The sequence below is a fragment of the Paenibacillus sp. ACRSA genome (assembly GCF_022346845.1).
In the GTDB taxonomy this organism is placed as follows: domain Bacteria; phylum Bacillota; class Bacilli; order Paenibacillales; family Paenibacillaceae; genus Paenibacillus.
Genome location: NZ_JAKRNP010000001.1, coordinates 283986 through 310063 on the forward strand (window position 1 = coordinate 283986; position 26078 = coordinate 310063).

Sequence of the window (26078 nt, forward strand, 5' to 3'; positions counted from 1 at the left end):
ACCTCCGTTCAGGGCTGTTTAGCCAGTTGTGAAATTTGAGCGTCAAGTGTGTCTAAATCTAGTTGACCAATGTGAATGGTAGAAATTTTGCCCGTATTAGACACGAAGAATGTAGTCGGCATCGGAGATATCCCATAATCTCGAACTGAATTTTTGTCACGATCAAGCATAATAGGGAATGTAACACCAACCTGCTTCACAAAATGCTCTACCGTCATCTGATCTTCCCCTACATTAATCCCGACAAATTGAACACCCTGGTCTTTCCACTTTTCCGCTTGTGCTTGAAGTGCAGGCATCTCCTTCACACAAGGCTCACACCATGTCCCCCAGAAGTTGACGACTAGTGCCTTGCCCTCGTATTCCTCAGACGTATGTACTTGACCGTCCAAGCCCAGCAGTTCAAAAGAAGGTGCTCGATCTCCTTCTTTTGGCTTGCCATTCGAGCCGGATGCGGATGTACTAATTGCATATCCGCCCAACACCAGGATCAAAAACAAAATGACGATCTGCACCGTTCTTCTTGATTTCCCCATGTGCGCTCTCCTTTTAAGGTGACTATATAAATTGAACTAAAGAATAGTACACAAACCTCCCGTGTAAATGTTTAGTTCAATTTATATAGATCATTCGCAATACGTAACTGTCCCAGATATCTGTGAACATCCTATGAACAATTATAGCGAATTCCGTCACAAAATTGCGGCAGTTTTATGAAAATTATGTGTCCTTACATTACCTTTTCTTCATTTTTTTGGCTGGTTCTGATTTTGCGAGTTGAATTAGGTTATTGACTTCTTCTTTGGATAGATTACGAGTCAGTCCCCGTTTCAGGTTTTGCAGCAAAATCCCACCGAAAGCAATACGTTTTAAGCGTGTCACCGGATGGTTAATCGCCTCAAACATCCGTCGAACCTGGCGGTTACGACCTTCATAAATAGTAATTGAGATTACGGCCTCATTGTTTGCGGTATCCACATCCTTGTATTCAACCTCAGCCGGAGCGGTCATACCATCATCAAGCATAATCCCTGTCTTTAATTTTTCCAGAGCCGATCCATGCGGAACGCCTTTGACTGTTGCCAAATACGTTTTGGGTACATGGTGCTTAGGATGTGTCAGCAAATGTGCAAATTCGCCGTCATTCGTAAGAATCAATAAACCTTCCGTATCATAGTCCAGTCTTCCTACTGGATATACACGTTCTTTGACCCCTTTAAGGTAATCGGAAACAATTTTCCGTCCTTCTGGATCGGATGCACTTGTAATTACACCTTTTGGTTTGTTCATGAGCAAGTACACTTTTTTCTCACTGCGGATTGGCTTCCCGTTTACCGTAATGATATCCTCTTCAGGGTTTGCTTTCGTGCCGAGTTCGGTCACGACCTCCCCATTGACTTCTACTTTGCCGGACTGGATCAGTTCCTCGCTTTTGCGACGGGATGCGATACCAGCTTGAGCAATAATTTTTTGTAATCTTTCCATGTTTGTCATGTCACCTCACACTAATGATACCCATCAAGGAGGGAAATCACAAGGATAATCCAAGGAAAATGTAAACAGAGGCTCTAAATGTCCATTTCGAGTACGAATCGTATAACTTTTAACGCAAAAAAACTCACCCTTCTTATCTCTGTTACCAGAACAAGAAGGATGAGCAGCATGCAGCTATGAGTTTTTGTTTGATCTACTTTTCAAAAGCTTCATAAGTATAATTTAATTAATTTGAGACCTTGCCTGCAACAACCACTTGCTTTCTCGTAGGTTTTGCGCTGTCTTTGATAAAGTCTTGCAGGGTTTGTGATGTAATAAAGTACGTTCTTGAACCATAGACAAAGGTCATCATGCCAATGACTTGATTGTTCTGATCCAACACAGGGCCACCAGAGTTACCTTGTGCCATGGATTTTACAATACTGCCTATGCCTTTTCGACCTGGAACATCGGTTGCATTAGGACTGGAAACCCGGCTTTTAGCAATTGTATTGTATGTCGCAGGGAATTCATCATCGAGAATAACTAAATCCCCATCAGGATTTTTAGGAAAACCAATTGTGTAAACAAGCTGATTATCCCTTGCGTTTGCAAACGTTACAGGTTGTGCATTTATTTCTTCGTCCAGCTTCAGTAGCGCCATATCCGTTACCGGATCAGTCTTTATAATTTTGGCTTTAATTGGACGCTTCAGCTCGCCGGGACTAGCAACGGTTAACGTTCCCTCATCACCCTTCGCTAGCTCCGCATACTCCTGAACGACATGATAATTCGTAAGCACTTCGTCCTTGGATATCAAAATGGAAGTTCCGACATCATAATAAACCACGTCCGGTTCATCCTGCTTGACTAAACGAACGTTAACGACTGGAAAAGAATCCGCGGTAACCGCAAACTTCTCTCGTGATTGTTTATCAAAGTATCCGGTAAAATGTATCGTGTTGACCGCTTGCGCATCCACCATTCCAGTAGGGCCAGTTAGCAATCCTATCGCCATCATGCCTGACAAACCAAACTGAAGCACTCGTTTCCATCTCTTATGCATGTGCAACTCTCCTCCCGCTATCCATTCTAGCATATCTTGTATATCGGAAGGAGAATGCAACTTGGTTAACTATAATTATAGAATGTATTGAAATAGGTTTATCCAAAAACGATTAAACAGATGACAAGTGCCGCGATGAAGCCCACAACATCTGAAAACAGACCTACTTTGAGTGCATAACGACCGTTTCGAATGCCTACCGCCCCAAAATATACGGTCAGTACATAGAGCGTTGTATCTGTGCTTCCTTGAATTGTAGAGGCCATACGACCAATCATGGAGTCAGGCCCATAGGTCTTAATCAGATCGGTTGTAAAAGCTAGAGAGCCTGTCCCCGTTAGCGGACGAAGAATTCCCAGTGGCAGGACTTCTCCTGGTATACCCATCCAGGATACAAGTGGAGCAAACCAACTAATCACAAAATCAAGGGCTCCCGAAGCACGAAATACACTTATCGCAACCATCATTCCCACGAGATGAGGAATAATGCTAATCGCAGTGGAGAACCCCTCTTTTGCTCCATCAACGAAGGATTCATAGACTGGAACCTTCTTGGTAAACGCATATAATGGAACAAACGCGATAATAACCGGAATGGCCCAGGCAGAGATCCAGTTGACGAAGGTTAGCAAGGTTATTCATCCTTTCATGCCAGGATTGCCGCTCTTCACGATACGTGGCGGTTTGTTCAGCGTTCTATTTCTATACCAACGATCTGCCATAATCGCTGCTAGTGTTGCGATAATTGTTGCGATTAGCGTCGTTCCCACAATCTCTGTTGCGTTGGCGGATTGATAATTCAACCGAATAGCAATTAGCGTCGTAGGAATTAGCGTAATGCTTGCCGTATTTAACGCGAGTAATGTACACATAGCTGGGGATGCCGTTTCTTTATCAGGGTTAAGTTCTTGTAACTGTTGCATCGCCTTAATGCCCATTGGTGTAGCAGCATTCCCTAGACCGAGCAGGTTGGCACTCATGTTAGATAGGATATAACCCATGGCTGGATGATTACGAGGCACGTCTGGAAACAAGAAGGCAACGACTGGACCAAGAAGCTTAGCAATTTTGCTAAGCAGTCCAGCATCTTCACCTATTTTCATCATACCCATCCAAAATACAAGCACACTGATCAGTCCCAAACAAACCGTAACCCCGGTGGCCGCCCCATCAAAAGCCGCTTGCGTGACCACTTCAATCTTTCCATTCACCGCTGCAAAAACAAACCCAATCACAATCATCAGTAACCAGATTAGATTGATCAACCAGGAAAACCTCCTTTACGGGGACAACAAGTGACTTATCACGGCACGCCATGCGGCTGCCCAAGTTGTAATTTCCCCTATTCCAGCAAATGCAGCTTCTTGCATCTCAGGTTGGGGAGGAATATAACTTCCTTTGTGATACACGGGAATAGAGCCTATGAACTTCCCATTCAGTTGCATTTCAATACGACCAGCTAGACCAAATGAAAGATCATTCGCTTTACTTTCGTTTTGCGATTCATTTTGACCGCGATTGGTCGTTAAGATCAGCTTCTTACTTATAGAGTCGATCTCACTTTCAGCCAGCGGATATTGAAAACCTCGTCCTGTAACGACCGTGGTATTCGCCACAGGCTGTTCTTTTTCTGCGATTTCTCTTAAAGGAAAGTTTTTGAATCCGAAATCCAGCATACGTGCATGATCGTTCCAATCGTCTCCATCATTCAGGGTTACAGCCGCTAGCTGTTGCCCATCCCGCGTCGCAGAGCTTACCAGACACCTGAAGGCTTTTTTGGTATAACCAGTCTTAACCCCGTCAGCTCCTTCATACAATCGCAGCATTTTATTTTTGTTGTGCCAGGAGTATTCCCAGCTTTCATTAGGATTCGGTGCCGATTTATTCTCCGTTGCCACGATGCGTTTGAACACGGGATTATGTAGCGCATAAGCCGTTAAACGTGCCAGATCATTCGCTGTAGAATAATGTCCCTCGGCATCCAAGCCATGAGGATTCATGAAGTGGGAACGGGTTAACCCGATCTCCTCTGCTTTCTTATTCATCAGAAGCACAAAGCCTTCCTCTGAGCCACCAACATGCTCGGCAATAGCCGAAGCTGCATCATTACCAGAACGCAACATAAGTCCATACAGCATGTTCTCAAGCGTCATCTCTTCGCCAAGTTTGAGATAAAGCGACGATCCTTCCTTTGCAAATGAAGAGGCTGTCACCTTCACCTTATCTTGTAGTTTCCCATGTTCAATGGCGACAATCGCGGTCATGATCTTGGTCAAGCTGGCGATACGCAATTCTTGATCTCCAGACTTGCTGTACAAAATCCGCCCAGACGTGACATCAATGAGAGCTGCGCTCTGAGCATGAGTTGAGGGGCTTGGAATCGTTCCAGATGCACCGGCAATTCCAACTGAAGACAACAATAATAACGGAATCAGGAAACTCGCAATCATTTTCGTTAACATTTTCATTCAACCATTCCTCCGGGTCACTTGGAATCTTGTACTACTTTATGTCTGGACAACCCGAAGTATGTCCTAGTGATACAAAACAACCTAAAAATCCCTCTCGCATGTGCAACGGGAGGGATTCAATACATCCATTATTTTAGCTGTAAGTCGATGGATCAGGAGTTCGGATCTCCGGTTCATCTTTAGAAGGGTTACGACGGAACATCTCCTGAATTCGATCCATAACGTATGGCGTCGAATCGATTAATTTCTCAAATAAGTGTGTTGAATTATCAAGTGGTACGATATGAACACCTTGTTTTCCTACGACGAGGAAGGCAATCGGACGGATGGACACGCCCCCCCCGCTACCTCCACCGAATGGAGAAGCAACCTTGGCTGATTTTGCATGTTCCGCAGTTGAAGCAGAACCGCTTTCTTTCTTTTCAACATTCACATTAAAGTCACTGCCGCCCGCTGCAAAACCAAAGCCCACTTTACTGATCGGCAAAATAACCGTACCGTCCGGTGTTTCAACTGCATCGCCAACGATTGTATTGACATCTACCATGGCCTTGATATTTTCCATAGCAGTTTCCATTAAGCCTTGTATTGGATGATCTGACATGTAAGTTCCCTCCAGTTTCATTTTAACTAGGTTTGATCTAAACCATATCATCCCCAATTTCAAGGGAGTTATGTACCAGTGCGTACCTGGATACATCCTGAATTCGTTTAAACCATCATTTGGCAAGGCTCACAATTAAATGTGAGAATTATGATGTTGTTCCTTGAGCTTCTGCTTGTGTTTGCGCCGCTGCTCCTGTAGAAGTCGAAACCACATCCGCCAGCCCCCTTCTACTTTGAGAACACGCGTCATCAGACGGAGCCCTGCGGTGAAGACCGCACCAAATCGAATGCGCATATGCAACTCCAGTTCTGTCTGAAATTCCATTTCATCCTCCCACACTGGAATGACTTCCAGACAAGGTGTGCGTTTAAACTGTACCTGATAGGATAAAAATCCAATCATGATGGACTTCATTGTCCATACCCAGCCTGTAACGATGGCCGTATAGGCCGCATCTGCTACTCCAATCCGGGTAGACCAGGATAAATCAGTCATATGTACACGGGTGAGCGTTTGTTTGACCCAAATTTTGAGTGCATCCGTCGCTCTAAGCATTACTTTTACTTCTTTTGCCCATTTCTTAACTTTGCGTTTGTTCACACGCTCGTTGCCCTCTGCTTCCCCCCGCGAATGGTTCGTTCGTTGCTGCGTCTTCACAAGAAATCCTTCTTTCATATTTTTGAAGACGATACTCGGAATTTCATATTTGATTCGAACCAGGCCGTAGAGAAGACGAAGATTGATAAGAGCATAATCATCACTTCTATGTTTACGAAACGTAAAGTGTATATGAATATTCGAGATGAGAACAATGGCAAGTAACAGAATGGCAAACAGCACGATTCCCCCAAGCCACATCCACACAGGCCTTACCTCCAAGGCTACAATTCTCTTCCTGAATAGTATGACACTATATATTGGAAAAAATTCATGGCTCATCGAAAAACCGTTGAACTTACACAATTCAGTCATTGCCCTTACGCATCACGAAAACGCAAATAGACCGAAACCTTTATGTACAAAAGGAATCGGCCTACATACGCAGTAACGCGATGACAAATGGTATATCATATATCATTTACCTATTTTCGTGATCTCCATCATCCAAGTCTTCAGCAATGTCTAATCCATGATCATCGATTACCTCATCAAATGAATCTGTCTGATCACTTCCATCCAAGCTTACTTGCTGCACATCTAACTTATCAAATAAGAGCTGTGTTTCTTCCTCTAGGTTTTCCGTATCTTCGAACAACCCTGGCTCAGGAAGATCCTTAATTGTAGCCAGGCCAAAATAATCTAAGAACGACTTGGTTGTGCCATACAGGATCGGGCGCCCGATAGCCTCTGCTCGTCCCACTTCATGAATCAGATCTTTGTTCACTAACGTATGAATGGCACGTTCAGACTTCACACCGCGAATCTCTTCAATCTCCACCCGAGTAATCGGCTGGCGATAGGCCACAATAGCAAGCGTCTCCAGAGCCGCTTGGGATAACGATGTACGCGCTGGAGAATAGGCAAGTTTCTCAAAATAAGAGGCATGTTCCGGCAATGTTCCGAGTTGCACCACGCCGGCCAGCTTGAGAATCTGAACCCCTCTTCCCTGATTTGCAAAATCAGCAACCATTTCCTCCACCGCATCGGACACCCGTTCCGGATGTTGATCTACGATTTCGGCAATTTGTTTGATACTTAGACCTTCTTCTCCGGACAAAAACAGCAGGCCTTCAATAATCGACTTCAATTTCGGAAAATCCATGATTCCTTGCTTCCCCTCTCCACTCCATAACAATATCCTCAAACATCCGCTCCTGATAACAGACGATCTGCTTCATCTTCATTAGCTCTAAGATCGCAAGAAAGGTAACGACAATTTCATGCCGATAGATCTGTTCATCTAACAGCTTAGAAAACAACAACTTACCACCTGGCCCTATACGCTCCAGTGCACCAATGACATCACGAATACGATCTTTAACCGATATTTCATCTCGTTGAATACGAGCAACGGTCGTTCGTTTCTCAGCCTTACGTAGCGCCTTCTGAAAAGCAGCGATGAGATCGGAGGTATGAAGCCCCTGCACCGGATTCGATTGCGTCTCCACAGGCATATAAGGTCTAAGATCTTCAGGCTCTTTGGAAAAGATGAGGCTCCGCTCCCACTCCCGCTCATGCAGATGCCGTGCAATCCCTTTGTATTTGCGATATTCAATCAGACGTGCAATCAGTTCAGCACGTGGATCATAATCTTCATCTTCGATATAATCATAATCCTCAAAATCCTCAATTACCGGTGGTTTGGGCAGTAATAGTTTGCTTTTGATCGATAAAAGTGTTGCAGCCATCACGAGAAATTCACTTGTAATATCGAGCTCCAATTCTTGCATCGAATGCAGATACGCCATATATTGATCGGTAATATCGCTGATGGGAATATCCTGGATTTGAATCTCTGCCTTGTCGATCAAGTGAAGCAGAAGATCCAAAGGCCCTTCAAAAGTCTCCAGTTTGTATGTAACTACCGTCACTAGACGAATCCTCCCGCCAGAAAAATACAAAACCCTGCTAAGCCGCCGAATTCAGTCTCCCGTTTTCGTCTGCGCAGAGCAGGGCACTACATTAAATAAGCACTATTTTAGCTGTTTCGTCAAGTTTGCCATTTCAATTGCGGCCGTAGCTGCATCCCAACCTTTGTTGCCCGCCTTCGTCCCAGCGCGTTCAATCGCTTGCTCAATGTTCTCTGTAGTCACGAGACCAAAGATCGTTGGCACGCCTGTTTTGAGGTTAATTGCCGCAACACCTTTTGCCATTTCATTACATACATAGTCATAGTGAGTTGTTGATCCACGAATGACTGTTCCTAGTGTAATAACCGCGTCATACTTGCCACTCTCGGCCATTTTCTGTGCAATAAGCGGGATTTCGAAGGCTCCTGGAACCCACGCTACATCAACTTCATTGTCCTGAACGCCATGACGTTTGAAAGCATCCAGTGCACCGCTGAGCAATTTACTCGTAATAAATTCGTTGAAACGTCCAACGACTACTCCATATTTTAATCCTTCTGACACTAAATGTCCTTCAAAAAAGTTTGGCATTGTTAGTCAACTCCTATAATTAGTATGAGATATAATCGAATGATCTTGTTGTTTCTTTTTCCACAAATTACATATATGAATCGAAGTTCAATTATTTTTCATTTTGCTCGATTTCATCAAACTTCAGCATGTGTCCAAGCTTCGCTTGTTTGGTATGCAGGTACAGCGTATTATCCTCATTCTCTTGGATCTGAATCGATACCCGTTCAACCACCTCAAGGCCGTAGCCTTCTAACCCTTTGATCTTGCGTGGATTATTGGTTAACAGACGAATCTGGCGAACACCAAGGTCTTTGAGGATCTGGGCTCCAATCCCATAATCACGAAGATCTGCAGCGAATCCAAGCTTCAAGTTAGCATCTACGGTGTCTAGCCCTTCCTCCTGCAACTTATAGGCTTTGAGCTTGTTGATTAAGCCGATGCCCCGGCCTTCCTGTCTCATATAGAGCAGGATTCCATTGCCCTCTTCATCAATCTGTCTGAGTGCCGCATCGAATTGAGGTCCGCAGTCACAACGATGAGAGTGGAATACATCCCCTGTGAGACACTCCGAGTGAACACGCACCAATACAGGCTTGGAACCGTCAATCTCACCCTTAACCAGTGCGACATGTTCCTTATTATCCACCGCATTGGTGTATGCAACTGCCTGGAATTCACCAAAATCCGTAGGCATACGCACAGCCACCTCGCGCTGTACTAATTGTTCCTTCTCATTGCGGTACCGAATCATGTCCTGAATGCTAATCAACTTCAGATCATGCTTACGTGCGATTTCCTGTAGATCAGGTAATCTCGCCATCGTACCATCTTCCTTGATGACCTCACAGATCACGCCTGCAGGGTATGAACCACACATAATTGCCAGATCGACTGCGGCTTCCGTATGTCCAGCACGACGCAGTACTCCGCCGTCTTTAGCGATGAGCGGGAACATGTGACCCGGTTTGCGGAAATCCGTGCTTTTCGCATCAGGATCAATTAAACCTTTCACCGTAATGGAGCGTTCAAACGCGGAAATTCCAGTTGTTGTATCTTTGTGATCTACTGACACGGTGAATGCTGTCCCATGAAAGTCTGTGTTCTGTTGAACCATCGGTTTGAGATTGAGTTCGTCTGCACGTTGCTGTGTAATCGGTACGCAGACTAGACCTCTGCCCTCGGTGATCATGAAATTAATGACTTCAGGCGTAGCCTTATCTGCCAAAGCGATGAAATCACCTTCATTCTCCCGGTCTTCATCATCCACAACGATCACGGGTTTTCCTCGCATCAGATCATAGATAGCTTCCTCGATTGGATCGAGAATGGATTGCTCTGTCATACGTCTCCCTCCAATTCTTTTATCTGTCTTCTCCGTTTTCGTGTAAAAAGTTTATTCAAACCTATATTTTACGCAAAGCCGTGATTGGCTAGAAACTCTTCACTTATACTCTTGGGCTTCGTCTCTTTCGTGCTGGAGTGGCCGTTCCCGTATTGAAGTAAATGATCCACGTATTTACCCAAGATGTCACATTCAATATTGATGGTATCTCCAGTTTTCTTGAAATTCAGCACAGTCTCTCCAATGGTATGAGGAATAATAGAAACCGTGAATGATCCGGAAGCGGTGTTCACAACGGTAAGACTGATGCCGTCTAAGGTGACAGACCCTTTTGGAATCAAATATTTAAAAAGATCATGATCATCCGGTTTAATTTCGAAAACAACCGCATTCTGGTCACGAGTAATACTGCCAATCACTCCCGTGCCATCCACATGCCCCTGTACAATATGTCCACCAAACCGGCCACCAGATAGCATTGCACGCTCTAAGTTCACTTTGCTTCCTGATTGCAGGTGATTCAAATTCGTATGTCGATACGTTTCTGGCATAACGTCAGCGGTAAAACCTCCGCCTTCCAGCGTAGTTGCCGTTAGACATACTCCATTTACAGCCACGCTATCACCAATTTTCAAATCATCCATGATGGCGGAAGCTCCGATGTTTAGAACCAATGCTTCGCCCTTTCGACCGATGCGCCGAATGTGACCGACTTCTTCCACTAGACCGGTAAACATGCTACCGCCTCCTTCTTGTACATCTTCTTAGCACTCACGCTTCATCGATCTCCCTTATTCTGGCCAGACCGGGATACCGCCAATGCTAATATTATCTCCAACTTGCTCGATTTCCAGTTGATTCAATTGAATGGCCTGACTCATACGCTCAACACCTTCGAAACGGAAACTTCCCGGCGTATCATACCCACCCACGATTTTGGGAGCAATGAACATAAGCATACGATCCACGAGTCTGGCTTCCAGCATTGCGCCGTTCAACGTACCTCCACCTTCAAGCAAAATAGATCCAATCTCACGCTCACCCAGTTTACTGAGTGCATTAAGTAGATCGACACGTGGTCCTGGTCCACAGCGGATAACCTCTACACCATATGCCTCAAGGCGCTCAGCCGCTTCAGGGCTTGCATCATCCGTCGTAAGCACCCAGGTCGGTGCAATGCCATCCTTGACCATTTTCGAGCCTACAGGTAGGCGCAGCTTGGAATCCACTACGATTCGAACCGGATGAATGCCTTCCACTTGCAATCGAGTCGTCAATTCAGGATTGTCAGCAATGACAGTCTCAACGCCGACCATAATTCCCTGGTGACGATGACGAAGGGCATGCACGATCTCACGAGCAGGTTCATTGGAAATCCATTTACTATCTCCACTACGGGTAGCAATTTTGCCATCTAATGTCGAGGCCGTTTTGAGGGTCACAAACGGTAATCCTGTGGTGATGTATTTAATGAATTTTTCGTTCAGGCGTCTCCCACGTTCGCGCAATATGCCAACTTCAACTTCAATTCCTTGTTGGCGAAGCATGCTGATCCCTCTGCCCGATACTTGAGGATTAGGGTCTTCACAACACACTACTACGCGCTTTACTTTCTCATGAATCAGACGTTCGCTACATGGAGGTGTTTTGCCATAGTGACTACAAGGCTCCAACGTAACATATACCGTACTTCCTTCGGCATCACTACCCGCCATGTTCAATGCATGTACCTCAGCATGACCTGTACCACGTTTAAGATGTGATCCCAGCCCAACTACGCGGCCTTCCTTGACCACAACACAACCTACAACGGGATTAATTCCAGTCTGTCCTTGTGCCCGTTCTGCCATATCCAATGCGAGTCCCATATAAAATTCATCATTGATCATTTCCAAGTCCGTCACCCCACGGTCTAATCTATTTTGTTATTATCTTCTCCTAGTGGAGAAAATGATGTGCATCTTCATCATAAAATGATTTTCAATTCACTACCGAATGTTTAAAGGATTCCGTTAAGAAAATAAAAAATCCCCGTCGAACAGTCCGTTCGATGGGGAGAAGAGACACTACGTCGTCGCAAGACAGCGTTGATACACTGGTCATATAGCGCACAGAATCACTACCTTGATTCGATTCAGGTAAGTGAAAACAAACACATACCCTAATGAAATTCATTCTAGGTAAAGCGCTTCTAAGACATAACCTATGTATGGAGGCAATGGGAAACACCCGCTTTCTCCATGTACAGTCACAAACTCACTGCACACCAACACATCTGCGAATGCAGCCAGAAGCTACACTCTCTCCTTCTCCCATCCAGACTATACTGTCGGTTCTGGAATTGCACCAGATCAGCCATCTGCCGCAGCAGACAGGTCACGGACTTTGCACATAGACATAAATGATTCACGAACATGTGCATCACCGCCGGTAGGGAATCTCACCCTCCCCGAAGGATTGTTGCGTTATTAATTGGATGTTAGCACTTTAACGTTAAAAAATCAATTGTTTTTTGTTCCTTTTTGTCACATACTAACTTTTAATAAGCGAAAGAAATACCACAAACCGCTTCCTGAACGAAGAATATCACACATTTGAGGAATTCTTCATAATCGATATGCCCATTTCTAGAAAAGCCAGATATGCAAAAAAACCTTAATGCTCCTGCAACAGAAGCATTAAGGGTTTCCTGTAAAACATAAGTGATTTAGTAAAACTTACGCTTCAACAACTTCAACAGTTTCCATTTTGTCGTTTCCTTCGAAAGCGTCAACGAACTCCATACCTTTGGTTACTTTACCAAATACAGTATGTTGTCCATCCAAATGTGGTTGTGGTTGATAGCAGATGTAGAACTGGCTTCCACCTGTGTTACGGCCAGCATGCGCCATAGCCAATGTTCCACGCTCATGTTTGTTCGGGTTAATTTCACAGTTGATTGTGTAACCAGGACCGCCTGTACCGTTTCCAGTTGGGCATCCACCTTGAGCTACGAAGCCAGGGATAACACGGTGGAAAGTCAAACCGTTGTAGAAGCCGGAGTTTGCCAGTTTCTCAAAGTTTGCTACTGTGTTTGGAGCTTCTTGATCGAATAGGTCGATCAGAACTTCTCCGCCGTTTGCCATTTTGATTTTCGCTTGTTTCGCCATATGTAAATGACTCCTTTCGTATTGACCATCATTAGTGGTGCCAGAAGCGCATGACCCTAGGTCAAGCTTAATAGCACTTTTCATAGTGTACACCGAAATGCGTTCAACCGCAAAATAATCAGCAACTTTTTTTCGCACAATACAGCTAAAAAGGGTGACTTCTGTCCGATATGTTCTCGTCTTCAAGTTGCTCGGATCTGCTGTAACATATGAAAGAAGACAAAAGAGCAACGCCCCTTTGCCTTCTTCCTAAATGAGTTACTGATATACAATGCTATTGCACATGCCACCCACGCATCTATTAAATTAGCGAATTACTGGCTGTTTAGCGATACGCTCAGGTACCAAGTCATTCTGAATGATGTCCTGATATGTCTCACGACGAACGACTACATCACCTTGACCGTCTTTGACAAATACAACCGCCGGACGACGAATCCGGTTGTAGTTACTCGCCATGGAATAGTTATATGCCCCTGTGCACGCTACGGCAAGCAAGTCACCGCTTTGTACTTTTGGCAATTCCAGATCCCAGATCAACATGTCGCCACTCTCGCAGCATTTACCGGCAACGGAAACAGTCTCTTGAGCTGCTTCGTTAGCACGGTTTGCAAGCACTGCTTCATACTTGGACTCATAAAGTGCAGGACGTGGGTTATCTGTCATACCACCATCTACAGCAACGTATTTACGTACGCCTGGGATGTCTTTGCTCGTACCCACTGTGTATAGTGTAGTTCCAGCTTCACCCACGATACTGCGACCTGGCTCAACCCAGATCTCAGGTACAGCATAGCCAATGGTAGCAAAGTGATTTTTAACCGCATCTGTAATAGCCTTCACGTATTGTGAAACTTCAAGCGGTGTATCTCCATCGATATAACGGATTCCGAATCCTCCGCCAAGGTTAACCACTTTGAATGCAACATTTAGACGCTCATACACACTTGTCGCAAATTCAGCAACACGCTGAACAGCCATCTGGAACCCTTCAACCTCAAAGATTTGGGAACCAATGTGAGAGTGAACGCCGAGCAGAACCAGGTTCGGTTGTTTGGAAGCCAGTTCGATTGCTTCGAACGCCGTTCCATTACCGATATCAAAACCGAATTTCGAATCTGTCTGACCTGTAGAAATATATTCATGTGTATGCGCCTCAACGCCAGGCGTTACACGTAGCAAGATGTTAACTTTGCGGTTTTTGTCCGCAGCCACAGCTTGCAACAAGTGAAGTTCATTAAAGTTATCTACTACGAAGCAACCGATCTCTGCATCCAGTGCCATCTCGATTTCTTCCAGCGTTTTATTGTTGCCGTGAAAGTGAATACGTTCAGCAGGGAATCCTGCTTGCAATGCTGTGAACAGCTCACCATCAGATACAACGTCTAGTGAAAGTCCTTCTTCTGCAGCCAAAGCACACATCGCCATTACGCAGAATGCTTTACTTGCGTATGCAACTTGGAAGCCCAGACCCGAAGCGCGGAATGCATCCATATACTCTCTGCAACGATCACGCACTAATTGCTCGTCCACCACATACAGCGGTGTACCAAACTGTTCTTTCAAATCTGTTGCGTCTACTCCACCAATTTCTAGATGTCCTTGTGCATTTATTTTACTTGTACCATGTAAATACATAATCTGCATTCCTCACTTTATATACTGGAATTTTATCTATTCCAATGATTTTACACCAGTATACCAAATTAGGCATCAAGAAGAATGGATTTTTCAGCAGATCATTTGTGTTTTTTACTTTTTCGTGATTCTCCGTCTGGATCATCAGGCATTTTGGTATTATCACGAGTTTTGTTGAACGATGGACGTTTTTTATTTTCAAGCAATGGCAATCGGAATAAAAAGTTTCCAAGCGCCTTTGCATTAAACGGTATGAACGGCCACAGATAAGATGAATTGTAGGAACGATGGATTGTCAGCGCAATGACCAATAAGGTGGTACCGATCACGAATCCGGGTACTTTGAAAATTGCCACTGCAATCAGAAGGAACAATCGTACCAGCCTGTTGGCTAGTCCAAGTTCATAACTCGGCGTTGCAAACATCCCTATCGCAGCAATAGCCATATAGAGCACAACCTCATTAACGAAATATCCTGTTTTGACGGCAATATCCCCGACGAGTATAGCTGCTATTAAACCCATCGCCGAGGCAAGTGGTGTAGGTGTATGCACCGCTGCCATCCGTAAGAGATCGACACCGAGTTCTATCAGCAGAAACTGAAGAATAAGTGGAAGTTTAACATTCTCCTGCGGGCCGATAAAATCAAACCCCATCGGTTTAATAGCAGGATCAATCACCATGAGAAGCCACAACGGAAGAACAAACAGCGAGATTAGAATACCTGCGAACCGTACCCAACGTAGGTAGGTTCCCATGAAGGCCGTTTGCCTATTTTCTTCTGCATGCTCGCAGAGATCAAAAAAGGTTGTTGGCAAAATCATCACACTTGGTGAGGTATCTACAAAAATAACAACTCTGCCTTCAAGCAGATGAGATGCTGTAACATCGGGTCTTTCCGAATATCGGACGAGTGGAAATGGATTCCACCCTTTGTTGATAATCGCTTCCTCCAACTGCTTATCGGCAGCGGGAATACCATCGATATCGACCCGTTTTATTTTTTCGCGAACAGAATCCACTTGAACCTTGTCCACGATATCATCAATGTAGACTACACATACATCCGTTTGTGTTCTTCGACCCACTTGCATGAGCTCGAACTTCAATCCAGGGTCACGAATTCTCCGTCGAACTAAGGCCACATTCGTCAAAAGCGTCTCTGTAAATCCGTCTCTCGATCCCCTTACCACCCGCTCTAAAGAAGGTTCTTCAGGTGATCGAACCGGGTAACTCCTTGTATCCATAATAAGGACGGAGCGATCTCCTTCAACAAACATCGCACTCATACCCATAAGAACCTTTTTAATTACAGCGCTCATGCTATCTACTTTTTCCACCTGAATATGAGGAATGTAGCATTCAAAGTAAGATTTCAGCGCATGTTCCGACACTTGTTCTGGAGTGAGATAGGTTAATCTTTTTAACACTTCAAGTAAAATTTCATCTTTGGCAAACCCAGTCAACAGCAGTATCCCAACATGCTTGCCTCCCAGAACCATTTCCCGCAGATCTACGTCGAAGGACTCTCCGAGCCCTAAAATTTGTTTCATTGTATTTTTGTTGTCACTCATACGTGGAGAGATCTCATCATTTTCCTGCCAGTAATGAACGGATTCTTCCACGCTGTCAGACATCTCATTTTGTTTTTTCTCTTGATAAGCCTTCTCTTCTTCTTCCTTCTGAATCTCATACGGTGACTTATTCACAAACTCTTCGGGTACTCCCTCACCATTCTCCTGTTCACCGTGATCTGATCTCACATCCATGTCCATCCTCCTTCAACCATTGCTCTCTAACGCTGGTATACAAAAAAATCGAATAACGAACCCGTCATCTTACCCAGAATCATGGCAAGCAACAATCCAAAAAGATACGGCTTCATTCCTAGCCTTTTGGCAAGTACAGGCAATACGTTTAACACTTCCGTCAGTGCTGCCGCAAGCAAGCCGATAAACACACCGCAGAACAGCCCAATGATTGGACTAAGTAACAGCACCCCATGTACTTTCCAGTGCCAGAAATCTGCAACCGTACCTACTAACGAGCCTCCGATAAGTGCACCTTCATACCAATGTGTTTTGTCATAGGATTGGGTCAATTGAGCCAGCCGTGGAATCATATCCAGTACCAAGATAAGCGCAATCACGCCACTTCCTACTGCGATTCCTCCAGCAATGCCGAGTACGATGCTGATCGCTCCATTAAGAACGCTCATCTGCATTCATCTCCCCACGTTCCTGGTCATGCATACGTTCAGTTTCTTCAATAACGACATACTTGTCGACATTCTGCTGATATAAAAACATTTCCACTTCAAGAGGTGTCGGTTCTTCATTCCACTTCTTCTTAAATAAATGATTGAAGAACACTGCCATACCGAATCCAATCCCGATGGAATATGCCACCTGAAATAAATAGGGATGCTCATCTCGGCGGCCTGTAATCATCTCCACAATTCGAATTTGAACTTCCTGCATACTCACGTCCGCATGAAAATTCATAATGGTTAATGCTGAGCCAAAAAAAAGCAGTAGCCATACCAGAATAAACAACGATTTGGACGGTTTGCCATTTCCCTCGACGACCTCAACCAGCGTATGTCCCGAGCCGATTAACTCTACACTGACATCGGGAAGCACACCTCGGATCTGGGGAATAATCTGCAGAATATCAATGAGAATCAGATTGCCATCTTCCGGTCCAGGGCGTAGCAGTTCAAGCTCAATCAGCCTTCGCTCCTGTTCTTCTGAAGAGGTCAGCACATGGGCAATATCCCGAAGCCTGACTTCTTTTCCCCGTTGGATACGGACGCGGCTGCGCAAACGAATGTAGACCGTTGGAGTGGGTGTCAGGGACATCCGAAACACTCCTTTACTGCGTAATTTAGGTTAGTATTTGAAGAATGTGCAAATTTATTACATGGGGGTTGGAAAAAGATTGGGAGCTTGGCAGAGCTGCAGGATGGATTGGTTGCCGGTCGCTGTTATAGCGAAGGATAAATGAGATACACGCGGGCGTTCCTGTGGCAGACCAACCTTCCGATCGCTGTTGTCTCCAAATTCTTATCATGTATTTCTAATCGGTTAGAAATTCGGAGACAAAGGCGAGCGCTTCGCTTCTACAGGTTTTTTCTGCCACCTCCACTGCTTGTGTATCAAAATCAAACCTTCACGCTCCGCTCCTCTAACCAATTCCATCCCTCCTCTGCATCAGCTCCCCTTTATCCAAACGCTTGAAAGAAATTTGCTGGGAGGTGGTAGGTGGAAAGATATTGAATGCGTTGCGCTGAGGGGAGACCGAATTGCCGGTCGCTGTTATGGCGAAGGATAAATGAGATACACGCGGGCGTTCCTGTGGCAGACCAACCTTCCGATCGCTGTTGTCTCCAAATTCTTATCATGTATTTCTAATCGGTTAGAAATTCGGAGACACAGGCTAAAAACAAAAAAAGTCACCCTATTGGCGACGAATTTTAGAATGCTACTTATACATTTTCTTATATGGAGTAGACATAAAATGTGTTAACCCTGAGCGTAAACCTTTGTAAGGAAGAGCACTGCACCAACAACCAGACCTAGAATTACAGTTAACCATTCATCTCTACTCGACTCTTTAACTCCATCTCCCTTCTGAATTTCAAAGGGGTCGTGTTCATTATTTTACCGAATTGATTAATGAAATAGCTTGTGCTATTAAATCCAACCTGATATGCGATCTCAGTTATACTCATTTCGGGAAGCTGAAGTAATTCTAGACTCTTCTGAATTCGATAATCCATCACATAATGAATCGGCGTTGTTCTTAATATTTGTTTAAAGTAACGACAGGTTTCTGAGCGACTTAGTTGTCCTGCCTTTGCAATATCCTCTAGCTTGACCGGTTCAGCATAATGCAGATGAATCCATTCCAGCATACCTTTCATGCGCTGATTGCGTGTAACCTCGTTCGGATCGTACTCCAGTAAACATCCGTTTGAAATAAATTGTTTCCAGATGGTGAGTAGTTGAGCAGAGACATCTATTTCATAATGTACAGGCTGAGTTCGCAGGTTCTGCTTAATAGCTTGCATGGCTTCAAGAATATTCAATCCCCAGCTCTGGTCCCCTGGGATCATCAAATAGGGCACATTGGTCGCCGTAACATACGGGTGTACAAATTTCATATATAGCTCTGCTGGCAGAATAAATTGCGGACTAAGATTCAAACAGATATATTTGCACACATTCCCCTCTCCAATGTCCTCCGCCATATGCATGGAACCACTATTGATAAATATTCCATTGCCTTCGGGCACACCAATCTCCTCCTGATTTACTCGAAAGAGTACCTCCCCCTGCATCACAAAAACAAACTGTAGCTCATCATGCCAGTGAAGTGGTATATGACCATGTACATTATGAATAATTGTCGTTTCATAACAAGCGATTGGCAACGAAACGGTCCGATGCTCCGTCAGTTCCTTCAGATTTTGATCGATATGAAATTCCGTTTTATCTACCATGCTCACCATTCATCCTCAATATATTTATATTTTTCTATCTAATATTGATATCAATATATACTATTCCATTCTAATATAACACTATTCTTATATTTTAGGACGAAGGTGTTATTACATGAGTAAAAAATCATTTGCACATTTTAATTCGAGAAAAAGAGGATTATTGTTGGTTTTGACCGGAGCGATCTGTTGGGGAGTGGGCGGAACCGTATCACAAAAGCTGTTTCAGCATTATGGCATTGAGGTCAACTGGTTTGTTACTGTTCGATTGTTAATTGCAGGCATTCTGCTTCTAACCGTTCAATATTTCAGACCTAAGCGCTCACAAATTCTAGACGTATGGAGAAACAAGGCTACAGCTATCCAATTAATTATTTTTGGTTTGTTCGGAATGCTCTCTGTACAGTATACGTACATGGCCTCCATTCAACATGGTAATTCTGCAGTAGCTACTCTTTTGCAATATCTGTCCCCGGTTATGATCATGCTCTACCTAATCTGGCGGAAACAGGCGGTACTGGGCTCCAAAGATCTGATATCCATTAGTCTAGCTCTTGGCGGCTGTTATCTCCTGTTAACTAATGGTTCCATTTCCCAGTTATCCGTACCCTTTATCGCTATCATTTGGGGGCTTTTATCTGGTGTTTCCGCTGCCTTTTATACTTTGTATGCTGCAAAATTAATTCGACAGTTCGATTCATTAGTCATTGTCGGTTGGGCTATGATTATAGGCGGTACTGCCCTTAGTTTCATTCATTCTCCATGGGAATTTGAATTTGCGAGCGTACCCCTTGAAGCGTACGCATATCTTATATTTACTATTATTTTTGGAACCATGATCGCTTTCTGGTTTTACGTCGAAAGTTTGCAAAGTCTCTCCGCTAAAGAAACCAGCTTACTGGGAAGTGCAGAACCACTTGCCGCAGTTGCTACAACGGTCATATGGCTTCAGGAACCTTTTGGACTATTTCAATGGCTAGGTACAGCATGTATTGTTACCCTTGTGATTTTGATGCAAATGAATAAAGGAAAGGAAGCACCTCTCGACTCCCCTGCATAAACTTCCATTATGCTAACTTTTGAAAGCTCGAAAGATAGCTGTCCAAAACCTTACTTTCTCACCAAATCTATTAACTATTGAACAAAAGGATGATGAACAGAAGTTACCTGCATTAATATCACCATTTTGGTTTGAAGTACAAAAAAACAAGCCGCTGCAGACTTTCCGGCTTGTTCTAAACAGTGCACTTACTCTTTTTATAGGTTGTCTAAATCCTTCAAAGACGGTATATCAGGATATAACGCTTGCATACGTTCAAATACAGATTGTGCTGAAACTTCATCCGAAGCTGGCGCTACAACTTGAATGAAATCAATTGTATTATTGCTTATCTTGACATCTCTCATAAGCAAGTTTATTTCCGAAAAATCGTCTGTAAAAAACATTAATACGTTACCTTGATCAAAAGTTTGACCATAAAAAAATGAAGAGTAGTTTAATCCTTTCACTTTTTCCTGAACCAACATGACCACTGAGTTATTCATTGTAGAATCCAAACTTTCAATCTCAATCTCACCTTCGAAATAAGATGCTTTAAGAAGTGGATTGTGTACGGTTCCTCTAATATTAATAGTTGTTGAGGATTCAACAGATTCATCTGTAATCAAAATGAAAGCTTCTTTACTCAGGTTGATCTCTTTAGAGAATGGATTAGCAAACAATAGAATTAAAATTCCCGTCATACTAGCAAGCAACACTACAAAAAGCGAAATGATCATTTTCCTTTTGAACATAAGTTTCTCCTTGTTGTACACTAGCATCATATCTACTCCGTGTAAGAGCAAAAACCTTCCTTCTACATTATCACCACATCAGCATGCTAGATTTAGGCTCGATTGGAGTTCACAACATATGTACGACAAATCAGTTACAAGCCGGTTGTGAACATTCACTATAGAATATAGTATTACCATGATAAACAGGCGATACAAATTCTATCGCCTGTTTTAATTCAACACGTAATTTCGTAATCTCATTGCGGAGGAAGTAATTTCTTGGCATCCGGCATATCTGGAAAACCTAGTTTTAATTCGTTCACAATCTTCTCGGCAGTCATGAGATCAGAAGCTGGAGAAACAATCTGAATCAAATTATGTGTCGTTCCTTTGTAAGGGGCTTCTTTCAGAAATAAGTTTAATTTCAAGAATGAGTCATCGTGAAACATAACACCCGTCACGCTCTCCAATTGTTGCGATGAACCAGAATACGTAATGAATGAACTAAAAATATTACCTTCTTGAACCGGGTAGAGCGGAAACATTCTGTATTCTCTGGTAAAATCCAGATCTGAAAGCTCGATCTTCCCCTCAAAGTAATGCTCTCTGAATAAAGGTCGGTGTACAGTACCCTCCATAACTAACGTCGTGTTCCCAAGTACAACATGGTCTTCGTTTAAAACGACAACATCACTCTGCCTGTTCATTTTTTGAGGGAATGGATACAACCATACAAACAGGATCATGAAGACTAGTACTAATGCTACACAACCTAAAATAATTCTTCTTTTCATGAACATCGCCCTTTCGACATGCCGTTGTTATGTTATGCTAGGAATGTTCAAAATAAATTTCTAAAATTATTTATCCTGAATTTGAGAAGGAAAACTAAATCGAGGTAAAGAAACTGATTTAAAAACCTTCCCATCAATGCCAGTGAAATCTACATTACTTACAAAAGCCGTACTGGCTGATCCAGGGTTTAAATATGCTGTAACCGCGTTTGAACCAATTCCGTGATTCGAAGGAGTATAGTGGTACTGTCTACTATCTGTTATGAAATGAGATGAAGTCACAATATTCGTACCCTTTTTATACCCTACGTTTCTTATACTCCACGAAACGGCACCGAATACTTCTGAAGACCTAAAAGATAAAACTTGAGAAATGTCAGATTGTCCTTCTTTCGCTGTAGATTTTACAAGACCTGTTGCAGCAGCTCTAATTCCCCCATTCGTTGTCTGTACTACTGTTCCACTTTGACTTATGCTACTTGAAGCTGTCCCTGCTGGGCTAGCAACGATATGTTGAACTTCATATCTTACTGAATTTTTACCCAAATAGATCTATAGGTTTGCCAGTTAACATTGCCATAACCACCTGGAACCACTGCCAATGCACCTTCATCTGACAACTTTAACTTCTCAGCTAACTCATCCTCAGATAAATCTCTTACACCTAAATCGTAAAGTTGATTATCGATCTGTTCGATTTTAGTGCTTAATTTCTTATACTCTTTAATTTTCTTTAGATCACTTGGAATAGAAAGTTCAGTAGTATTGCTATCGTTGTTATTATTCTCCTGAAGATCATTTAATTTAAATTGTAACAGCGCTCTTTCAGACATAAGATTCTTGATGTTCTCTTCTCTAGAATCTGCAGGATAGATATCATCTTGTGCTGTATCATCAGCAGAAAAAGAATAAATTGGTGTAATTACTATAAATTTATAATAAAAGAAAAAGACACTAATTTAAAACCTTAACATTTACCATTTATTCATATATTTTACATGTAATTATATTACAAAAATAATAATGAAACAACCTTATCAACGACAAATAACCTTCCTCGCATTACATCGCGCGAAAGAAGGTTGTTAGTTGTCGTATATTGGTGATAAACCACGTTTCACATCACCATGTAAGTCATTCAATCACCAATCACTGTGCGATCTGGTCACGAATGGATTGTAGAATTTTTTTCTCCAGACGGGATACCTGAACCTGTGATATTCCAAGTCTGCTTGCAACCTCAGATTGTGTCTGATCCCGGTAATAACGAAGGTATACGATTAGTCGTTCTCGTTCACTCAGACCACCAATAGCTTCGTTCAATGCCAGTTTGTCAAACCAACGTTCCTGTGATTCGTCAGCAATCTGATCCATTAGCGTAATTGGATCACCATCGTTCTCGAACACCGTCTCATGGATCGACGTAGGCGGTTTGTTGGCTTCTTGAGCAAATACAACTTCCTCTGGAGTCACCCCCAGTTGTTCAGCCACTTCCTTAATCGTTGGCAGACGATCAAGATGTTTGGACAATTCATCTCTTTTTTTGCGAACTTTATTCGCCATCTCCTTAAGTGAGCGACTGACCTTTAGTGTGCCGTCGTCACGTAGGAAACGCTGGATTTCTCCGATTATCATCGGTACAGCATAGGTCGAAAATTTCACATCATAGCTGAGATCGAATTTGTCCACCGACTTGAGTAGTCCGATACAGCCGATTTGGAACAGATCCTCTGGTTCATAGCCTCTGTTCATAAAACGCTGTACAACAGACCAGACAAGTCTGATGTTGCAGTTTACCAGCGTGTCTCGTGCATCATGGTCACCCGATTGACTGAGCGCAATCAATCGTTTGACCTCGGCATCATCCAAATAGGTCTGTGAAGATGGTTTCACTTCAGCATCCATAAGACCAACCCCTAATTATACAATGCTTTCTTGGATTCAATCCTCTTCTTCATCTTGATGGAGGTGCCTCTGCCGGGCTCACTGCTGACTTCGAATTCATCCATGAAGTTTTCCATAATGGTAAAGCCCATACCCGAGCGCTCAAGTTCGGGTTTGGATGTATATAGCGGCTGCTTGGCAAGCTCCAGGTCTTCAATACCTTCGCCACAATCTTCCACGATGATCGTAATCATGTCTTCACGAATCTCCGCCTGAATGGATACAACCCCTTCTGGGTTATTGTTATACCCATGAATAATACTGTTGGTTACCGCTTCGGAAATAACCGTCTTCAGATCGCTGAGCTCGTCCATCGTAGGATCAAGCTGCGAGATAAAGGCCGCAACCGTTACACGCGCGAACGATTCGTTCTCCGACTTGGCCGCGAATTGCAGATTCATGAAATTTCTCCCTGTTCCTTCATTCATGAGACGACCTCCAGACCCGAGAGAGCAGTTCCCTCATTTTCGTAAATCGGCATAATCTTGAACAAACCCGACATCTCCAGCAAACGGTATACTGGCGGATTAACATCACATACAACCATCTTACCGCCTTTATTCTTAATGAGCTTATATCTTCCCAAAATGACACCCAAGCCTGAGCTGTCCATAAATTGCAGATCCTTCAGGCTGAGCACCAAGTGCTCGCATTGTCTCCGCTGGATCGCTTCATCCATCTGCATCCGTACCATATCCGCAGTGTGATGATCCAGTTCTCCCGATAGTCGCACAATCAGAATCCCACGGTGATGTTCCATTTCCACATGCAAGTTCACGTTTGCTCACTCTCCTCCCTGTCTTGAACAAGGATTTCTACGTTGCCCAAAGCATTTCCTGCACCCCGACAAAACTAGAAGAAAACCCCTAATTAACTACAAAATACGTTCAAGGATGTAGGTAGCACACGTAAATTGACGCTTAATCAAAAAGATTGGAAGTGGTGCGTTTGAACAGCTTCCACCAGCCTGCTTTGTTTACATCCTGCGGAGCCTGAATGTCGAACTCCTTAATAACCTCATCACCCTGATAAACCACGAGCTTACCTACACTTTGACCTGCTTTAATCGGAGCTTTCAATTCTTTTGTCATCAACAATTCATGTCGAATATCGTTCGACTTGGCACCTTTGCGCATGAGCACACTATAATTTTGCGTAGCGTTCAGTGGCAATTCGGCAACCTCGCCTTTTTCAACTTTCAGACTACCGAGCAGATCGCCTGCTTTGTATAAAGGTTTCATCGTGTATTGACTAAAGGCATAGTCGAACATGGAGGAAACCTCAGCATTACGTGTTTTCGTGTTTGGTTCTCCCAGCACAACAGCAACTGTACGCAATCCATCCTTCATCGCTGTTGCTGATAAACAGAATTTCGCTTCCGAAGTGTAACCTGTTTTTAAACCATCTGCACCTGTGTAGAAACGAACGAGCTTATTGGTATTCACTAACCAGAAAGGCTTCTCCGTATCTTTCCGAAGGTAGTCCTGATATGCGCCAGTATATTTGGTAATGCCCGAATGTTTCAGTAATTCCCTACTCATGAGCGCAATATCATGTGCCGACGAATAATGATTATCAACCGGGAGCCCATTACAATTGGCAAAATTGGTATCCTTCATGCCCAGCTCTTTTGCACGTTCGTTCATCATCTGTACAAAAGCTTCCTCAGAGCCGGCAATTTTCTCAGCCATAGCTACAGACGCATCATTCCCTGAGGCCATAGCGATCCCTTTGAGCATATCGTCTACTGTCATCTCTTCACCCGGTTCAAGGAAGATCTGTGATCCACCCATAGAAGCAGCATACTCACTTGTTCTCACTTTGTCGGTCAGCTTCAACTTACCTGAATCAATCGCTTCAATCGTTAAAAGCATGGTCATAATCTTCGTAATACTTGCCGGAGGCAGTTGATCATGACTGTTTTTCTCGTAGATCACAGTTCCTGTGTCTGCATCCATCAATATTGCTGAACGTGCTGAAGGTGCCAAATCCGTTCCACCTGTTGGGGTAGGTTTTTCTTCAGCAAGTGCTGTGGATGCCATCAGAGACAGCAAAATACAAAGGGTCATGAACGATGCCATTATACGTTTCTTCACGATCGGAAACCTCCTCAAATGACTTGCTTAATGCATTTCCATGCATGTACTGCTAATCATTGTCGGTTCGTTTACAGTAAATTATTCCATGCAAAGCATGATTTTCCGAAATTTTTTTTGTAAAATGTATCGTCG

28 protein-coding genes and 1 riboswitch are annotated in these 26078 nt (G+C 43.6%); of the genes, 1 reads left to right on the plus strand and 27 read right to left on the minus strand.

Translation table 11 applies throughout. The features are described from left to right. Positions 1–8: 8 nt before the first annotated feature. The 20 genes from MH215_RS01310 to MH215_RS01405 form a co-directional block, all read right to left on the minus strand. Complete coding sequence (locus MH215_RS01310; RefSeq protein ID WP_239287166.1) at positions 9–536, minus strand: redoxin domain-containing protein; 528 nt, start codon at positions 534–536, stop codon at positions 9–11. A gap of 199 nt (positions 537–735) precedes the next feature. Continuing rightward, positions 736–1485, minus strand: coding sequence for a pseudouridine synthase (locus MH215_RS01315; protein WP_056696646.1), 750 nt, complete (start codon positions 1483–1485; stop codon positions 736–738). Positions 1486–1720: 235 nt separating this feature from the next. Then, positions 1721–2539, minus strand: coding sequence for a S1 family peptidase (locus tag MH215_RS01320; RefSeq protein ID WP_239287168.1), 819 nt, complete (start codon positions 2537–2539; stop codon positions 1721–1723). A 98-nt stretch (positions 2540–2637) separates the two neighbouring features. Further along, positions 2638–3171, minus strand: coding sequence for a spore maturation protein (locus tag MH215_RS01325; protein ID WP_056696642.1), 534 nt, complete (start codon positions 3169–3171; stop codon positions 2638–2640). A 6-nt stretch (positions 3172–3177) separates the two neighbouring features. Then, positions 3178–3804, minus strand: coding sequence for a nucleoside recognition domain-containing protein (locus MH215_RS01330; protein ID WP_056696640.1), 627 nt, complete (start codon positions 3802–3804; stop codon positions 3178–3180). Positions 3805–3819: 15 nt separating this feature from the next. After that, entirely contained in the window at positions 3820–5007 is a 1188-nt protein-coding gene (locus tag MH215_RS01335; RefSeq protein WP_239287170.1) for a D-alanyl-D-alanine carboxypeptidase family protein, read from the minus strand. A gap of 136 nt (positions 5008–5143) precedes the next feature. Then, entirely contained in the window at positions 5144–5614 is a 471-nt protein-coding gene (ytfJ, locus tag MH215_RS01340; RefSeq protein ID WP_056696635.1) for a GerW family sporulation protein, read from the minus strand. A gap of 135 nt (positions 5615–5749) precedes the next feature. Then, on the minus strand, positions 5750–6475 hold the full coding sequence (locus MH215_RS01345; protein ID WP_239288651.1) for a DUF2953 domain-containing protein: 726 nt from the start codon (positions 6473–6475) through the stop codon (positions 5750–5752). Between the two features lie 220 nt (positions 6476–6695). Beyond that, positions 6696–7379 carry an SMC-Scp complex subunit ScpB gene (scpB, locus tag MH215_RS01350; RefSeq protein WP_239287172.1) on the minus strand — a complete coding sequence of 228 codons (684 nt, stop codon included), beginning with the start codon at positions 7377–7379 and terminating at the stop codon, positions 6696–6698. Further along, positions 7348–8148 carry a segregation and condensation protein A gene (locus MH215_RS01355; protein WP_056696629.1) on the minus strand — a complete coding sequence of 267 codons (801 nt, stop codon included), beginning with the start codon at positions 8146–8148 and terminating at the stop codon, positions 7348–7350. The genes scpB and MH215_RS01355 overlap by 32 nt, the downstream gene beginning before the upstream one ends. 102 nt (positions 8149–8250) lie before the next feature. Then, complete coding sequence (ribH, locus tag MH215_RS01360; protein WP_056696627.1) at positions 8251–8718, minus strand: 6,7-dimethyl-8-ribityllumazine synthase; 468 nt, start codon at positions 8716–8718, stop codon at positions 8251–8253. A gap of 91 nt (positions 8719–8809) precedes the next feature. Beyond that, positions 8810–10042: a bifunctional 3,4-dihydroxy-2-butanone-4-phosphate synthase/GTP cyclohydrolase II gene (locus MH215_RS01365; protein ID WP_275445940.1), complete on the minus strand. Its 1233-nt coding sequence runs from the start codon at positions 10040–10042 to the stop codon at positions 8810–8812. A gap of 68 nt (positions 10043–10110) precedes the next feature. After that, entirely contained in the window at positions 10111–10779 is a 669-nt protein-coding gene (ribE, locus tag MH215_RS01370) for a riboflavin synthase (RefSeq protein ID WP_239287174.1), read from the minus strand. Between the two features lie 54 nt (positions 10780–10833). Then, entirely contained in the window at positions 10834–11937 is a 1104-nt protein-coding gene (gene ribD / locus MH215_RS01375; RefSeq protein WP_056696968.1) for a bifunctional diaminohydroxyphosphoribosylaminopyrimidine deaminase/5-amino-6-(5-phosphoribosylamino)uracil reductase RibD, read from the minus strand. Positions 11938–12342: 405 nt separating this feature from the next. Then, a riboswitch (FMN riboswitch) is annotated at positions 12343–12503 on the minus strand. Positions 12504–12759: 256 nt separating this feature from the next. Further along, positions 12760–13191 carry a peptidylprolyl isomerase gene (locus tag MH215_RS01380; protein WP_239287176.1) on the minus strand — a complete coding sequence of 144 codons (432 nt, stop codon included), beginning with the start codon at positions 13189–13191 and terminating at the stop codon, positions 12760–12762. Positions 13192–13497: 306 nt separating this feature from the next. Further along, the gene (gene lysA / locus MH215_RS01385) at positions 13498–14829 is read right to left on the minus strand and encodes a diaminopimelate decarboxylase (protein WP_239287178.1); all 1332 of its coding nucleotides are present in this window, start codon (positions 14827–14829) and stop codon (positions 13498–13500) included. A 101-nt stretch (positions 14830–14930) separates the two neighbouring features. Then, a complete protein-coding gene (locus MH215_RS01390) occupies positions 14931–16598 on the minus strand; it encodes a spore germination protein (RefSeq protein WP_239287180.1) in 1668 nt (555 codons plus the stop codon). 26 nt (positions 16599–16624) lie between these two features. Further along, entirely contained in the window at positions 16625–17053 is a 429-nt protein-coding gene (locus tag MH215_RS01395; protein WP_239287182.1) for a stage V sporulation protein AB, read from the minus strand. Then, the gene (locus MH215_RS01400; RefSeq protein WP_239287184.1) at positions 17034–17690 is read right to left on the minus strand and encodes a stage V sporulation protein AA; all 657 of its coding nucleotides are present in this window, start codon (positions 17688–17690) and stop codon (positions 17034–17036) included. Before MH215_RS01400 ends, MH215_RS01395 begins: the two co-directional genes overlap by 20 nt. A 728-nt stretch (positions 17691–18418) precedes the next feature. Continuing rightward, on the minus strand, positions 18419–19333 hold the full coding sequence (locus MH215_RS01405) for an AraC family transcriptional regulator (protein ID WP_239287186.1): 915 nt from the start codon (positions 19331–19333) through the stop codon (positions 18419–18421). Between the two features lie 115 nt (positions 19334–19448). On the opposite strand from MH215_RS01405, the gene MH215_RS01410 reads away from it, so the two are divergent. Continuing rightward, on the plus strand, positions 19449–20393 hold the full coding sequence (locus MH215_RS01410) for an EamA family transporter (protein ID WP_239287188.1): 945 nt from the start codon (positions 19449–19451) through the stop codon (positions 20391–20393). Between the two features lie 197 nt (positions 20394–20590). On the opposite strand, the gene MH215_RS01415 is transcribed toward MH215_RS01410, so the two are convergent. The 7 genes from MH215_RS01415 to MH215_RS01445 form a co-directional block, all read right to left on the minus strand. Next, the gene (locus MH215_RS01415) at positions 20591–21127 is read right to left on the minus strand and encodes a hypothetical protein (protein ID WP_239287190.1); all 537 of its coding nucleotides are present in this window, start codon (positions 21125–21127) and stop codon (positions 20591–20593) included. Positions 21128–21366: 239 nt separating this feature from the next. Beyond that, a complete protein-coding gene (locus MH215_RS01420; RefSeq protein ID WP_239287192.1) occupies positions 21367–21903 on the minus strand; it encodes a hypothetical protein in 537 nt (178 codons plus the stop codon). Positions 21904–22430: 527 nt separating this feature from the next. Further along, a complete protein-coding gene (locus MH215_RS01425) occupies positions 22431–22736 on the minus strand; it encodes a hypothetical protein (RefSeq protein ID WP_239287194.1) in 306 nt (101 codons plus the stop codon). Positions 22737–23052: 316 nt separating this feature from the next. Further along, positions 23053–23808, minus strand: coding sequence for an RNA polymerase sporulation sigma factor SigF (gene sigF, locus MH215_RS01430; RefSeq protein ID WP_056696605.1), 756 nt, complete (start codon positions 23806–23808; stop codon positions 23053–23055). A gap of 11 nt (positions 23809–23819) precedes the next feature. Next, positions 23820–24275 (minus strand): anti-sigma F factor, encoded by a 456-nt coding sequence (gene spoIIAB / locus MH215_RS01435; RefSeq protein ID WP_239287195.1) that lies wholly within the window; start codon positions 24273–24275, stop codon positions 23820–23822. After that, positions 24272–24625 (minus strand): anti-sigma F factor antagonist, encoded by a 354-nt coding sequence (spoIIAA, locus tag MH215_RS01440; protein ID WP_036663380.1) that lies wholly within the window; start codon positions 24623–24625, stop codon positions 24272–24274. Before spoIIAA ends, spoIIAB begins: the two co-directional genes overlap by 4 nt. A 142-nt stretch (positions 24626–24767) precedes the next feature. After that, positions 24768–25943, minus strand: a complete 1176-nt coding sequence (locus MH215_RS01445) for a D-alanyl-D-alanine carboxypeptidase family protein (RefSeq protein WP_145045256.1) — start codon at positions 25941–25943, stop codon at positions 24768–24770. Between the last annotated feature and the right edge of the window lie 135 nt (positions 25944–26078).